Origin of the sequence: Salinivibrio sp. PR919, assembly GCF_001995355.1 — a bacterium.
In the GTDB taxonomy this organism is placed as follows: domain Bacteria; phylum Pseudomonadota; class Gammaproteobacteria; order Enterobacterales; family Vibrionaceae; genus Salinivibrio; species Salinivibrio proteolyticus.
Genome location: NZ_MUFL01000002.1, coordinates 22,003 through 37,049 on the forward strand (window position 1 = coordinate 22,003; position 15,047 = coordinate 37,049).

At 51.1% G+C, this 15,047-nt stretch carries 9 protein-coding genes; 7 read left to right on the forward strand and 2 right to left on the reverse strand.

The window, feature by feature from the left end; translation table 11 throughout:
• Nucleotides 1–25: 25 nt before the first annotated feature.
• The 5 genes from ampD (at nt 26) to lpdA (ending at nt 7,897) form a co-directional block, all read left to right on the forward strand.
• On the forward strand, nt 26–580 hold the full coding sequence (ampD, locus tag BZG83_RS00525) for a 1,6-anhydro-N-acetylmuramyl-L-alanine amidase AmpD (RefSeq protein ID WP_077478956.1): 555 nt from the start codon (nt 26–28) through the stop codon (nt 578–580).
• Nucleotides 581–860: 280 nt separating this feature from the next.
• Nucleotides 861–1,634, forward strand: coding sequence for a pyruvate dehydrogenase complex transcriptional repressor PdhR (gene pdhR, locus BZG83_RS00530; protein ID WP_069586617.1), 774 nt, complete (start codon nt 861–863; stop codon nt 1,632–1,634).
• Between the two features lie 92 nt (nt 1,635–1,726).
• Nucleotides 1,727–4,393: a pyruvate dehydrogenase (acetyl-transferring), homodimeric type gene (gene aceE / locus BZG83_RS00535; RefSeq protein ID WP_077478957.1), complete on the forward strand. Its 2,667-nt coding sequence runs from the start codon at nt 1,727–1,729 to the stop codon at nt 4,391–4,393.
• A 12-nt stretch (nt 4,394–4,405) separates the two neighbouring features.
• Nucleotides 4,406–6,286 carry a pyruvate dehydrogenase complex dihydrolipoyllysine-residue acetyltransferase gene (gene aceF / locus BZG83_RS00540; protein WP_077478958.1) on the forward strand — a complete coding sequence of 627 codons (1,881 nt, stop codon included), beginning with the start codon at nt 4,406–4,408 and terminating at the stop codon, nt 6,284–6,286.
• Nucleotides 6,287–6,472: 186 nt separating this feature from the next.
• Nucleotides 6,473–7,897, forward strand: coding sequence for a dihydrolipoyl dehydrogenase (lpdA, locus tag BZG83_RS00545; protein ID WP_069586620.1), 1,425 nt, complete (start codon nt 6,473–6,475; stop codon nt 7,895–7,897).
• Nucleotides 7,898–8,018: 121 nt separating this feature from the next.
• On the opposite strand, the gene BZG83_RS00550 is transcribed toward lpdA, so the two are convergent.
• Nucleotides 8,019–9,932 carry a methyl-accepting chemotaxis protein gene (locus BZG83_RS00550; RefSeq protein WP_077478959.1) on the reverse strand — a complete coding sequence of 638 codons (1,914 nt, stop codon included), beginning with the start codon at nt 9,930–9,932 and terminating at the stop codon, nt 8,019–8,021.
• Nucleotides 9,933–10,490: 558 nt separating this feature from the next.
• On the opposite strand from BZG83_RS00550, the gene acnB reads away from it, so the two are divergent.
• Nucleotides 10,491–13,088 carry a bifunctional aconitate hydratase 2/2-methylisocitrate dehydratase gene (gene acnB, locus BZG83_RS00555; RefSeq protein ID WP_077478960.1) on the forward strand — a complete coding sequence of 866 codons (2,598 nt, stop codon included), beginning with the start codon at nt 10,491–10,493 and terminating at the stop codon, nt 13,086–13,088.
• 68 nt (nt 13,089–13,156) lie between these two features.
• Here the strand turns inward: acnB and BZG83_RS00560 are convergent, their stop codons facing one another.
• Nucleotides 13,157–14,296 carry a glycerate kinase gene (locus BZG83_RS00560; RefSeq protein ID WP_077478961.1) on the reverse strand — a complete coding sequence of 380 codons (1,140 nt, stop codon included), beginning with the start codon at nt 14,294–14,296 and terminating at the stop codon, nt 13,157–13,159.
• 265 nt (nt 14,297–14,561) lie between these two features.
• Here BZG83_RS00560 and BZG83_RS00570 point away from each other — a divergent pair, with 265 nt between their 5' ends.
• A complete protein-coding gene (locus tag BZG83_RS00570) occupies nt 14,562–14,951 on the forward strand; it encodes a YacL family protein (protein WP_158074927.1) in 390 nt (129 codons plus the stop codon).
• Nucleotides 14,952–15,047 lie beyond the last annotated feature (96 nt).

Genomic DNA, 15,047 nt, shown 5'->3' on the forward strand with positions numbered 1-15,047 from the left:
GTCCAGTCCAACCATGGATAGCGGCATGTCTTTTTCAAACATCAACGATCATTGGCTGGTGGGCGCGCGCGCTTGCCCATCTCCCCACTACAACCAACGACCCGATGGGGAAGAGATTTCCTTACTGGTCATCCACAATATTAGCCTCCCGCCAGGACAGTTTGATGGACCCTATATTGAACAGTTTTTTCAAGGTCAGCTCGACGCGAGTGAGCACCCTTATTTTGCTGAGATCGCCGATCTTCGCGTCTCCGCGCACCTACTGATCCGACGAGATGGAAGTGTGATCCAGTTTGTACCATTCAACGAGCGTGCGTGGCATGCTGGCGCTTCGTGTTTTGACGGACGCGAGCAATGCAATGACTTTTCGATCGGTATCGAGCTCGAGGGCACGGATGACCTACCTTATACCGATCCGCAGTACCAAGCTTTAGCGACRATCACCCGTACGCTGATGCAGTATTATCCAGCCATTACCTGTGATCGTATTACCGGCCATGAACATATTGCGCCGGGAAGAAAAACCGATCCGGGCCCTGCATTTGATTGGCCCTACTATAATTCGCTGATCGTCAAATAGTGTGGCGGCATCACGCGCTTGTTTAGGCTCGTGGGGCTGTAAAAAAGCGACTTGTTAATAAAGTGTTTATTGGTCAGACCAATTTTTGCGAGCCAGAGTGTGCCGACTGTCACCTTAAAGATACAGTCGTTTCCATGATGTCAATCAAASTTCWGGTGGACACAATATCTGCTGTCTGGTAACTTTAAAGGATTATAAAAAATTGGTATTACCAATTGACAACCAGTCAGTTTCTGTCGAAGGCAGTGAAAGCTGCTAAGACGGATGGTCAACAAAAACAATGGCATATCAAAGAATTCGTCAACCCAAACTCTCAGACGTTATCGAGAAAGAGCTCGAAGGTTTAATTCTGGAAGGCACTTTATCGCCGGGCCAGAAGTTACCGCCTGAGCGGGAGTTGGCAAAACAATTTGATGTGTCGCGTCCGTCAGTGCGTGAAGCGATCCAGCGACTTGAAGCTAAAAAGTTGCTGACGCGTAAACAAGGTGGCGGCACTTTTGTCAGTGAACGACTGTGGCAGCGATTCTCTGAACCCCTGCTAGAGTTATTGGCGGACCATCCTGAAACCCAACTTGATTTGCTGGAGTCACGTCATGCGCTGGAAGGCATCTCTTCTTACTTTGCCGCCCTTCGCGGCACGAAAGAAGACTTCAAGCGGATATGTGACTGCCATGATGCAATTCGTCATGCGCAGCAACAAGGGGACTTAGAGGCAGAAGCCTCGGCTGTCATGCAGTATTTAGTTGCAGTAACGGAAGCGGCACACAATGTGGTGCTGCTTTATATTATGCGCAGTCTTGCGCCGCTGCTGGAGCAGAATATTCTGCAAAACTTTGAGCTACTTTACCGCCGCCAAGAAACGGTGGAAAACGTCAGCCGACACCGGGCTGAGATCGTGGATGCGATTACTGCTGGCGAACCAGAAAAAGCCAGACAGGCGTCACATGCACACTTAGCTTACATTGAGGAAACTCTGTTGGATCTTGGCCGTGAAGAAAGCCGTCGAGAACGGTCTCTGCGTCGAATTCAACAACGCAAGGACGAGTTGGAATAATACCGGATTCGCCCAAAAGAAAGGGCAAGCGGTGTCTCCAGCTGCGACAACGTTTGTTTTGTATGAGTCAATCAACGAAAGGATAGATCGCCATGTCTGAAGTCATGAAACATGACGTGGACGCACTTGAGACTCAAGAGTGGCTACAAGCCCTCGAGTCAGTCGTTCGTGAAGAAGGTGTAGAACGTGCCCAGTTCCTTCTGGAGCAAGTACTGGGACAAGCACGTTTAGACGGTGTTGACATGCCAACTGGCGTGACCACCAACTATGTAAATACCATTCCTGCCGATCAAGAACCTGCTTACCCAGGTGATGTGAATCTGGAACGTCGTATCCGTTCTATCATTCGTTGGAACGCAATCATGATCGTGTTGCGTGCGTCCAAGAAAGATTTAGAGCTGGGTGGCCACATGGCATCATTCCAGTCATCGGCTGCTTTCTACGAGACCTGTTTCAACCACTTCTTCCGTGCGCCGAATGAAAAAGACGGCGGCGATTTGGTGTATTATCAAGGTCACATCTCTCCAGGTATCTACGCGCGTGCGTTTGTTGAAGGTCGTCTCACTGCTGAGCAGCTCGACAACTTCCGCCAAGAAGTAGACGGTAAAGGTATTTCTTCTTACCCACACCCGAAACTGATGCCTGAATTCTGGCAATTCCCTACCGTTTCTATGGGTCTGGGTCCTATTGCGTCTATCTACCAAGCGCGTTTCCTCAAGTATCTGCACGGTCGCGGTCTGAAAGACACCTCAGAGCAACGCGTTTATGCGTTCTTGGGTGATGGTGAGATGGATGAGCCAGAATCACGTGGTGCGCTGTCGTTCGCGGCCCGTGAAAAACTGGACAACCTATGCTTCCTGATCAACTGTAACCTGCAGCGCCTTGATGGCCCTGTAATGGGTAACGGTAAGATCATCCAAGAGCTAGAAGGCCTATTCAAAGGTGCTGGCTGGAACGTGATCAAAGTGGTTTGGGGTTCTGGCTGGGATAAACTGCTGGCGAAAGATACCTCAGGTAAACTGCTGCAGTTGATGAACGAAACCATCGACGGCGATTACCAAACCTTCAAGTCAAAAGATGGCGCCTACGTGCGTGAGCACTTCTTCGGTAAGTATCCAGAAACAGCGGCTTTGGTTGCTGATATGACCGACGAAGAAATCTTTGCACTGAAGCGTGGTGGTCATGAGCCATCAAAACTGTTTGCTGCGTTCAAAGCGGCACAAGAGTGCAATGACCGTCCAACCGTTATCCTAGCGAAAACCGTTAAAGGTTACGGCATGGGTGAAGCGGCAGAAGGTAAGAACATCGCGCACCAAGTGAAGAAAATGGACATGACCCACGTCATTGCCATGCGTGATCGTCTTGGCCTGCAAGACTTGCTGTCTGATGAAGACGTACAAAACCTGCCTTACCTACAGTTGGAAGAAGGTTCAGCGGAGTATGAGTACCTGCACGCGCGCCGTAAAGCGCTGCACGGTTACACCCCGCAACGTCTGCCTAACTTTACTAAAGAGCTAACACTGCCAAAACTGGATGATTTCTCAGCCCTGCTGTCTGAGCAGAAGCGTGATATCTCCACCACCATGGCCTTTGTACGCTCTTTGAATGTATTGCTGAAAGACAAAAACATCGGCAAAAACATTGTACCTATCATTGCTGACGAAGCGCGTACTTTCGGTATGGAAGGCCTGTTCCGTCAAGTAGGTATCTACAACCCACATGGTCAGACATACACCCCTGAAGACCGTGGTGTGGTGTCTTACTACAAAGAAGACCAAGGCGGTCAAGTACTGCAAGAAGGGATCAACGAGCTAGGCGCGATGTCATCGTGGGTAGCGGCGGCGACCTCTTACAGCACCAACGATCTGCCAATGATCCCATTCTACATCTACTACTCAATGTTCGGCTTCCAACGTGTTGGCGACATGGCGTGGATGGCAGGTGACCAACAAGCACGTGGTTTCCTATTGGGTGCTACTGCCGGTCGTACTACCCTGAACGGTGAAGGTCTGCAGCACGAAGACGGTCACAGCCATATTCTGGCGAGCACTGTGCCTAACTGTGTTTCTTACGACCCAACCTTCGCGTACGAAGTGGCAGTGATCATGCAAGACGGTATCCGTCGCATGTACGGTCCTGACCAAGAAAACATCTACTACTACCTGACGCTGATGAACGAAAACTATCATCAGCCAGCCATGCCTGAGGGCGCGGAAGAAGGTATCCGTAAAGGTATCTACAAGCTAGAAACCTACACGGGCGACAAAGCGAAAGTTCAGCTAATGGGCTCTGGCACCATCATGACTGAAGTGCGCAAAGCGGCGAAACTGCTTAGCGATGAGTACGGTGTAGCGTCTGACGTATACAGCGTGACTTCGTTCAACGAGTTGGCACGTGACGGCCAAGATGCAGAGCGCTTCAACATGTTGCACCCAGATGCAGACGCACAAGTTCCTTACATCCAAACTGTAATGGGAACTGAGCCTGCGATTGCTGCGACTGACTACATGAAGAACTACGCTGACCAAGTTCGCGCGTTTATCCCAGCGGAATCTTACAAAGTTCTGGGTACTGACGGCTTTGGTCGTTCTGACAGCCGCGAAAACCTACGTCGTCACTTCGAAGTGAACGCAGGCTATGTGGTTGTTGCGGCGCTTAACGAGCTGGCTAAGCGTGGCGATGTTGACAAGAAACTGGTAGCGGACGCTATCAAGAAATTCGACATCGATACCAACAAAGTAAACCCGCTGTTCGCGTAAGAGGCTGAAATAATGTCAATCGAGATTAATGTACCTGACATCGGTGCTGATGAAGTAGAAGTGACTGAGATCCTTGTTAGCGTTGGCGACAAGGTCGAAGAAGAACAGTCGTTAATCACCGTTGAAGGTGATAAAGCATCCATGGAAGTGCCTGCATCACAAGCGGGCGTGGTCAAGGAAATCAAAATTGCTGAGGGTGACAAAGTTACCACTGGCTCTTTGATTATGATCTTCGAAGCCGATGCGCCAGCGCAAAGCGCACCAGCTCAAGAGGCGGCACCAGCCGCCCCTGCTGCTCCAGCGGCTGCGTCAGAAATCAAAGAAGTGCACGTGCCTGATATCGGTGGTGACGAAGTCGAAGTCACCGAGATCATGGTTGCGGTTGGCGATACCATTGAAGAAGAGCAGTCACTGATCACTGTTGAAGGCGATAAAGCCTCAATGGAAGTGCCTGCACCGTTTGCGGGTACCGTTAAAGAAATCAAGATCGCGGCGGGTGACAAGGTGTCAACTGGCTCACTGATCATGATGTTCGAAGTGGGTGGTAGCGCGCCAGCGCAAGCGCCTGCAGCCGCCGAGGCACCAGCAGCGCCTGCAGCAGCACAAGCCAAAGACGTTCACGTCCCTGATATCGGTGGCGATGAAGTTGAAGTGACTGAAATCATGGTGGCGGTAGGCGACACCATCGAAGAAGAGCAGTCACTGATCACCGTTGAAGGCGACAAAGCGTCAATGGAAGTCCCTGCACCGTTTGCGGGTACAGTGAAAGAAATCAAAGTGGCCGCGGGCGATAAAGTCTCGACGGGTTCGTTGATCATGGTCTTCGAAGTTGCCGGTAGCGCACCAGCAGCGCCTGCACCTGCAGCGGCACCTGCTGCTGAGAAGGCGGCACCCGCTCCTGCAGCCAAAGCTRACGCCCCAGCGGCTAAAGCTGACGCTGGCAAAGACGAGTTTGTAGAGAACAAAGAATACGCGCATGCGTCTCCTGTTGTTCGTCGTCTGGCCCGTGAATTTGGCGTGAACCTTGCGAAGGTAAAAGGTAGTGGCCGTAAAGGACGCGTACTGAAAGAAGACGTTCAGAGCTTTGTAAAAGAAGCGCTGAAACGCCTTGAATCGGGTGCAGCATCGGGTTCAGGCGACGGTAGCGCACTGGGTCTGCTCCCTTGGCCAAAAGTGGACTTCAGCAAATTCGGTGAAACCGAAGTTAAACCACTGTCTCGCATTAAGAAAATCTCTGGTGCGAACCTAGCACGTAACTGGGTGATGATCCCGCACGTGACGCAGTGGGACAACGCTGATATCACTGAAGTGGAAGCGTTCCGTAAAGAACAAAATGCGATCGAGAAGAAGAAAGAGTCTGGCATGAAGATCACCCCATTGGTGTTCATCATGAAAGCGGCTGCGAAAGCGCTAGAAGCTTTCCCTTCGTTCAACTCGTCGCTATCTGAAGACGGTGAAAGCCTGATCCTTAAGAAGTATGTCAACATCGGTATCGCCGTTGACACGCCAAACGGTCTGGTTGTGCCTGTGTTCAAAGACGTGAACAAAAAAGGCATCTACGAGTTATCTGAAGAGCTGATGGCGGTTTCTAAGAAAGCTCGTGCAGGCAAGCTCACTGCCTCTGATATGCAGGGTGGTTGCTTTACCATCTCGAGCCTAGGTGGCCTAGGCGGTACGGCATTTACGCCAATCGTCAATGCACCAGAAGTGTCTATCTTGGGTGTGTCTAAGTCAGAAATGAAACCAGTATGGAACGGTAAGGACTTTGAACCTCGCCTAATGCTGCCATTGTCTCTGTCTTACGATCACCGTGTGATTGACGGTGCCGAAGGCGCGCGCTTTATTACTTACCTCAACGGCTTGTTGTCAGACATCCGCCGTTTGGTACTGTAATCGCGTCACCGACAACACCCTCCGGCCCGTTATGGGCCGGTTGGGAATTGTTGTGCAGCTCACAGGCTATGGGTTTTTATTTTTCAGCCCATTAACATGGCTGTAAACTGTGGCTTCCAAACTCCCACAACAATAAAAAATTACCGCTCTTAGCCTGTCAGGGAATAAGACTACAACGAGGTCAGAATGAGTAAAGAAATCAAAGCGCAAGTCGTCGTCCTTGGCGCTGGTCCTGCTGGATACTCCGCCGCCTTCCGCTGTGCCGACCTAGGTTTGGAAACAGTATTGGTTGAACGTTACAACACCCTAGGTGGTGTATGTCTAAACGTTGGTTGTATCCCTTCTAAAGCCCTACTTCACGTTGCCAAAGTGATCGAAGAAGCCAAAGCCATGGCGGATCACGGTGTGGTTTTCGGCGAGCCACAAACCGATATCGACAAAATTCGCACTTGGAAAGATAAGGTTATCGGTCAGCTGACCGGTGGTCTGGGTGGCATGGCCAAGCAGCGTAAAGTGACTGTTGTTAACGGTAAAGGCCGTTTCACTGGCGCGAACACCCTAGTAGTTGAAGGTGATGAAACCACCACTATCAATTTTGATAATGCCATCATTGCGGCGGGCTCTCGTCCAATCGAACTGCCATTTATCCCGCATGAAGACCCACGTATTTGGGACTCAACGGACGCGCTTGAGCTCAAAGAAGTACCAGAGAAATTGCTGGTAATGGGCGGTGGTATCATCGGTCTAGAAATGGGTACGGTTTATCACTCGCTAGGTTCACAAATCGACGTTGTTGAAATGTTCGATCAAGTGATCCCTGCTGCGGATAAAGACGTGGTGAAGGTCTTCACCAAGCGTATCAGCAAGAAATTTAACCTGATGCTAGAAACCAAGGTGACCGCGGTAGAAGCCAAAGAAGACGGCATCTACGTCACCATGGAAGGCAAAAAAGCGCCAGCAGAGCCTGTACGCTATGATGCCGTTCTGGTTGCCATCGGCCGTACACCAAACGGTAAGCTACTTGACGCTGGCCAAGCGGGCGTTGAAGTTGATGACCGTGGCTTTATCCGTGTTGATAAGCAAATGCGTACTAACGTGCCACATATCTATGCAATTGGCGATATCGTTGGTCAGCCAATGCTTGCGCATAAAGGTGTGCATGAAGGCCACGTTGCCGCAGAAGTCATTGCTGGTAAGAAGCACTACTTCGATCCTAAAGTGATCCCATCGATTGCTTACACTGAGCCAGAAGTGGCATGGGTCGGTAAGACCGAGAAAGAGTGTAAGGAAGAGGGCATTAACTACGAAGTGGCTACCTTCCCATGGGCCGCGTCTGGTCGTGCGATCGCGTCTGATTGTGCCGACGGTATGACTAAGATGATCTTCGATAAAGACACTCATCGCGTGATCGGTGGTGCGGTTGTTGGTACTAACGGTGGTGAACTGTTAGGCGAGATTGGCCTTGCTATCGAGATGGGTTGTGATGCCGAAGATGTCGCATTGACAGTACACGCTCACCCAACTTTGCATGAGTCTGTTGGTCTTGCCGCAGAAGTGTTTGAAGGCTCAATCACTGACCTGCCAAATCCAAAAGCAAAGAAAAAGAAATAAACCGCGCGTTTATCGTTTTCTGATTAAGCCCCGCCATGCGGGGCTTTTTTATATCTGTTAGGTACCGCTTAAGAATAAAAAAAGCGGGCCAAAGCCCGCTTCGTGCGTCAGAAGATAGCGTTTAAAGCTTAAAGCTCCCAACCAAGGTATCAAGACGTTTAGAAAGATCGCGCAGTGACTCACTGGCTTCTGCCATGGTGTTGGCGGTATCAGCGGTTTGCTGCGAGCTGTGATTAATCTCTTCAATATTTTGGTTAATGTCATTCACCACGGTGGACTGCTCCTCGGTAGCCGTCGCCACTTGGGTGTTCATATCCGAGATTTGGACAATTTGCTCGTTGATCAAATTGAGTGCTTGTGACGCCTCGTCGGAAGCATTGACCCCTTCGGCCGTCATCGCTCGGCTTTGCTCCATGGCTTGCACCGCATTGCTCGCTTCTTGTTGGAGGCGATCGATCATGGTTTGAATTTCATCGGTAGAGTCAGATGTACGACTTGCCAAACTGCGCACCTCGTCGGCAACAACCGCAAATCCGCGTCCTTGTTCGCCCGCTCGTGCCGCTTCAATCGCCGCATTGAGTGCCAGTAAATTCGTTTGCTCGGAGATACCGCGGATCACATCCAAAATGCCGCCAATCGAGTCAGTATTCTCTGCTAATGCACTGACGACCTTGGACATGTTCTCCATGTCATCGGCTAGGCGTGCAATCGTATCTCGCGCTTGGGTAACGACTTGTTGGCCACTGGCTGCACCATCAGAGGCTTGATTCGCAGCGCTGGCGGCATTGGCCGCATTCCCAGCAATCTCATTGACGGTAGCGCCCATCTCGTTAATCGCGGTCACCACCTGAACGGTACGATCTCGCTGATGTTCACTTTGCGATTGCGTGGCGCTGGCTTGTGCTGAGACCTGTTCGGCAGCGCTTCTTAGCTCACCACCCGTGGCGGCCACATCTGAGACTAGGCGGTGGATTTTTTCYACAAAGCTATTGAAACCAGACGCGAGTTGGCCAATTTCATCTTGGCTGTTGATGTCCACACGTTGGCGCAGATCGCCTTCACCTTCACCTATTTCACGGAATACATTGGCGACATATTGGATAGGCTTGGTAATGGTCGCAGCAAGCCAGATGGCGACAACAACGAACAATAGGCCGACGACGACAGAGACCATTAAAATTTGGTTGCGCGTTTGATTCAGCGGGGCATAGACTTCGTCTGCTGGGACGTCTGCGATCACAAACCAATCCATGGAAGGCACATAGCTAGAGGCGAGTAAAAGTTCATCACCATTCACTTTGGTGTCGAGTAAATTGAAGTCACCTTTGTTAAGCAGGCTACGTGCTTGAGCACCATATAAGTCGGTAAGGTTCTTCTCTCCCATTAGGCTGGTGTCGCGATGGAGCTGAACTTCGCCCTGCGCATTGACGAGAAAAACAAAGCCGGATTGCTCAATCTTGAATTGATTCAGAAATTGCGTCATGTCATCCAGTGAGCGTGAAAACCCAGCCAGGCCTGTCCCGTTAAGTTGCTGGAAGTTCACGAACAGTTTGAGATCCCCATTATCCTCTTGGAACACTTGCGCCATGGTGGCATTGCCACTGTCTAGGAAGTTATAGAACCACCCATCTTTATCGCGGGTCAGGACCCGCAAGAAGCCATTCTGATTCCAGTACTGCCCCGTCTTACGGTTCGCAATACTGGCGTCATTCAGTCCATATTGTGCTCGCAATATATTGAGTTGCTCGATGACACGCGCTTCTTCATTAGCTGTCATGTCGCTACTGATCATATCGAGCATTACAGGGTTTGAGGCTAACTGGCGTGCGGCGGATTGTAGCTGGTTGACTTCACTATCAATCGAATCGCGAAATTGGGTGAGGGTGGTTGGCAGCTCGTTCTCCAACAGCCGCTTTTCCATAATATCTCGAGCTTGGCTTAAGCTCATGTAGCTGATAATCGCCGTGGAGGCGATAACGGCTGACACAAAGGCCAAGATGAGTTTTTGTTTAATAGTGAGTTGGTTTAGCTTCATGCCCTTCTCTCTACAAGTCAATGAATACAGGGTTTGCCACGCAATAGGGTGACAAAAACTAGGATATTTTTATGGTACTAATGTCTAAGTTAGCAGAAGTGTGTGAATGGTTAACGACGTATCGGCGAGAACCCCACAAACTTAACGGAACAGTTCGGTTTTATTGATAAAAATAATACCTATTGCGCAGTTTCAACAGCAAAGGGGAATAATACCTTTCTACCGCGGATGTGAAGCTGTGAACTWGATAACATACTGATTACTGCGTCGTGGAAAAAAGCGGTGTAGAATCAGTCACAACCGCGACACATGCTGTGAGTAGTGTGAGAAGAATAGGGATTAGCGCGCTGCGTCACTAAGACCTAAGTCGTATGTTTCATAAAAGGGGTAGATTTTAATTTTAAGTTAAAAATGCTATCCTCACGCAGCGGTTACGTGCTCGAACCCTCGTCTTGCTGGAAAATTTTAATAAACTTCGCCGGATAAGCGTGATACGAGTACTAACACTTTCCAAGGATGTTGGATCACACGATCTGACCGAGAAAAGAGGAAATAGTCGTGCTTGAAGCCTACCGTAAACACGTCGAAGAACGTGCCGCTCAGGGCATTGTGCCTAAACCGCTGAACGCTGAGCAAACCGCCAGTCTGATAGAACTGTTGAAAAACCCGCCCGCTGGCGAAGAAGAAACACTGGTCTACCTACTTGAAAATCGAATTCCGCCCGGCGTGGACGAAGCGGCTTATGTGAAAGCTGGCTTTCTTGCCGCGCTCGCGAAGGGAGAAGCAAGCTCTCCGCTCATTAGTCGTGAACGCGCTACTGAGCTATTAGGGACCATGCAAGGCGGTTATAACATCGAACCGCTTATCGCACTGCTTGATGATGCCACGTTGGCACCGATTGCGGCAARGGCCTTGTCTCAGACTCTGCTAATGTTCGACGCGTTTTATGACGTTGAAGATAAAGTGAAAGCAGGGAATACCTACGCCAAGCAAGTGATGGAATCTTGGGCTAACGCCGAGTGGTTCTTAAACAAGCCGCAAATCCCTGAAAAAGTGACGTTGACGGTGTTCAAAGTATCAGGTGAAACCAACACCGATGACTTATCGCCCGCACCCGATGCTTGGTCGCGCCCTGATATTCCGCTCCACGCGCTGGCCATGTTAAAGAACGAGCGCGAGGGCATTCAGCCGGATAAGCCCGGTGAGATTGGTCCGATTGCGCAAATGAAAGCGCTGGAAGAAAAAGGTCATCCACTGGTTTACGTGGGTGATGTAGTCGGTACGGGTTCGTCACGGAAATCAGCGACCAACTCTGTGCTGTGGTTTATGGGCAAAGATATTCCTAATGTGCCGAACAAGCGCTTTGGTGGTTTTTGTTTAGGTGGAAAAATCGCGCCGATTTTCTTCAATACCATGGAAGATGCGGGTGCGTTGCCGATTGAGCTAGATGTTAGCAAGCTCAACATGGGTGATGTGATTGACTTGTATCCGGCCGACGGCAAGGTATGTAAGCATGGCACCGACGAGGTCTTGTCTACTTTCCAACTGAAAACCGATATCTTATACGATGAAGTGCGCGCCGGGGGCCGTATTCCTCTCATCATCGGCCGTGGTTTGACCGACAAAGCGCGTGAGAGTTTAGGCCTTGAGCCTTCGGACGTATTCCGTCGTCCGCGTCCTGTTGCGGACTCTACCAAAGGGTTTACGTTGGCACAGAAAATGGTCGGTAAAGCCTGTGGTGTCGAGGGTGTCCGCCCCGGTACCTATTGCGAGCCAAAAATGACCACCGTGGGTTCACAAGATACCACGGGTCCGATGACGCGTGATGAGCTAAAAGATTTAGCCTGTTTGGGCTTCACCGCTGATCTCACTATGCAGTCATTCTGCCACACATCCGCTTATCCAAAACCTGTGGATGTCGAAACCCACCACACACTGCCGGACTTCATTATGAACCGTGGTGGTGTGTCATTGCGTCCGGGTGATGGTGTCATCCACTCATGGCTCAACCGAATGCTGCTGCCCGATACCGTGGGAACCGGCGGTGATTCACACACCCGTTTCCCGCTGGGGATCTCGTTCCCTGCCGGTTCAGGTTTGGTGGCCTTTGCGGCTGCAACCGGCGTGATGCCACTGGATATGCCAGAGTCAGTTCTGGTGCGCTTTAAAGGCGAAATGCAGCCTGGGGTCACCTTACGTGACTTAGTGCATGCCATTCCATATTTTGGTATTAAGCAAGGTCTCCTGACGGTTGAGAAATCTGGCAAAATCAACGAATTCTCAGGCCGTGTTTTGGAAATTGAAGGGGTGGAGCACCTGACTGTTGAGCAAGCCTTTGAGCTGTCGGATGCATCCGCAGAGCGTTCAGCGGCTGGCTGTACGGTCAAGCTGTCACAAGAGTCAGTGGCAGAGTACCTTGAGTCGAACATCGTGATGTTGAAGTGGATGATCGCCGAAGGCTATGGCGACCGTCGTACCATCGAACGTCGTATCCAAGCGATGGAGCAATGGCTCGCTAACCCTAGTTTGATGGAAGCGGATAAAGATGCCGAGTACGCGCATGTGCTCGAAATCGATCTGGCAGACATCAAAGAGCCGATTCTGTGCGCGCCGAACGACCCAGATGATGCCCGCACCTTGTCGGATGTTGCTGGCGATAGCGTCGATGAAGTCTTTATCGGTAGCTGTATGACCAACATTGGTCACTTCCGTGCAGCCGGTAAACTGCTGGATAAATTCGGTGGCAGTTTATCGACCCGTATGTGGGTAGCACCACCGACGAAGATGGATAGAGATCAGCTAACAGCAGAAGGCTATTACGGTATTTATGGCCGTGCTGGGGTGCGGATTGAAACGCCAGGGTGTTCATTGTGTATGGGGAACCAAGCGCGTGTGGCAGAGAAATCGACCGTATTGTCGACCTCGACCCGTAACTTCCCGAACCGTTTGGGAACCGGCGCCAATGTGTATCTTGCCTCAGCGGAGCTTTCGGCGGTAGGTGCGATCCTAGGACGTATTCCCACCAAAGAGGAATACCTCGAATACGCCGAGCAAATTAATGCCACTGCAGCAGATACCTATCGCTATCTGAACTTCCACCGTATGGACGAATACACGCAAAAAGCGGATAACGTCATTATCAAAGCCGCGGTCTAGCCGGCTTTATCTAACGCCCTCTTCGGAGGGCGTTTTTTTATCCTGATGATGCTGTTGGTCTGAATGGCTTATTGTTCACTTTGCGTGGCAATCAGGCGGGCGATATTCTCCGCTGTGCGGCGCAGATTCTCCGCCGTGTGTGCAAAAGCATGTTGTAAATCACAGGGACCTGATTGAATCGGCAAGATAGTGGTAACTCCGCGTTCGTATAAGGCTTCGCAATCGTCGCCAACGCGGCCTGCGAGTACTATCACAGGAACATCAAACTGCTTCGCGACCTGTGCCAAGGCGGCGGGCACCTTACCATGCAGCGTTTGACCATCGACTTTTCCTTCGCCGGTTACCAACCAATTGGCTTGTGCTATGTAAGGGGTGGCTTGGCTGCGTTCTAGCAAGAGCGCCACACCGGGGACCAATTGCGCTCCGAGTAAGCCCCCCAAAGTGGCACCAATTCCACCGGCCGCGCCGGCGCCTGCAAATTGTGCAATCGATTTGCCGAGCTGATAGCGACAGAGGCTGGCAAAACGATGCAGGTGTTGCTCCAGTTGACGAACCTGATCCGGTGACGCGCCTTTTTGGGGCGCAAATACAGTTGCCGCACCTTGTGGACCACATAGCGGATTATCCACATCACATGCAGCCGTTAATCGGACGCGTTTAAGTCGGGGATCGAGCTGGCTCAGATCAAGGTGCGCGAGCTTACCTAAGCCATCACCGGTTGGCGGAATGGGCGCATCCTGGCTATCGAGCAATTTTGCCCCCAAGGCGACCAAGATACCTGCGCCCGCATCTGTGGTGGCGCTGCCGCCTAAGCCGATAATAATTTCATCGACATCATGTGCGAGGGCGGCACGAATAAGCTCTCCAGTCCCTAGGCTGGTGGTGTGTAGTGGGTTGCGTTGATGGTGAGCGAGCAGGGGCAAGCCAGATGCGCTGGCCACGTCGATGATCGCGAGTCGCTGCGAAGGGACGATAACATAGCTGGCGGTGAGCGATGAAAAATCGGGACCAGTCACTCGGCAAGTGTGAAAATCGCCGCCTAATTGCTGGGCAAAACTTTGCGCCGTCCCTTCACCGCCATCGGCCATGGGAAGCAAGGTAAAATGCGCCTTGGGTAGTATACGCGCCATGCCGTCATGGATGGCTTGCGCAGCCTCGCCAGCTGAAAGGCTTTCTTTGAACGAATCAGGGGCTATCACTATATGCATCGGCTACTCCTTTCCAGACGCGACCACGTTGATGAGGCTGATATATCCTTCCTACTTGAAGCCGCAGCGGTGTTGGCTACGTTCGTTCACTCCAATCACATAGTCTATCTATGCTCATGGGGACTCACTCACTGGCTACCTACCTGCAACGCCAAGTTGTCTGGATATAGTATTTAAGTATGGCGAAGGTGGCAGTTTGATGACAGTCTCGAGTTGGCAATTGATAGAAAAACTCGGACAATAGCCGCTCATTTTGGAGGTGGATGTGGATTACGAATTTTCCCGCAATAGTTTTGATGACAGCTATCGCATTGTGTTCTCTATGGGGCATGAGGCCATGGGACGTTGGTTGCTTGATGAGTTGGGTACCGACCTGAGTGAGGTGGATGCGTGGTTAGCCACCTTTACCCAGTTGCGTCAAGAGCAGCAATGGCGAGGACACACCTTCACGCTGACGGCCAGTCCTGAAGAAGTGGTGGTGATGGCCAATGCGATGTTACAAACGCCCTCTGACGAGGCGACGGATACGTTGAGTGCTCAAGACCYACAGTTTTACGATCAAGAAAGCAGTGCTGCTTGTGGTTATGAAGACTTTCTGGCCATGCTCGAAGCGTATCGTGATTTTATTGCGCGCTACGGACGCCGTACGCGATAACCTGCCGGCGAGTGACGCTGACACTCGCCTCCTTCCTATAAGACATCCGCACGTGGCTCGCTTTGGTGCATCGTCCTCCTCGTGATGAATCTATGC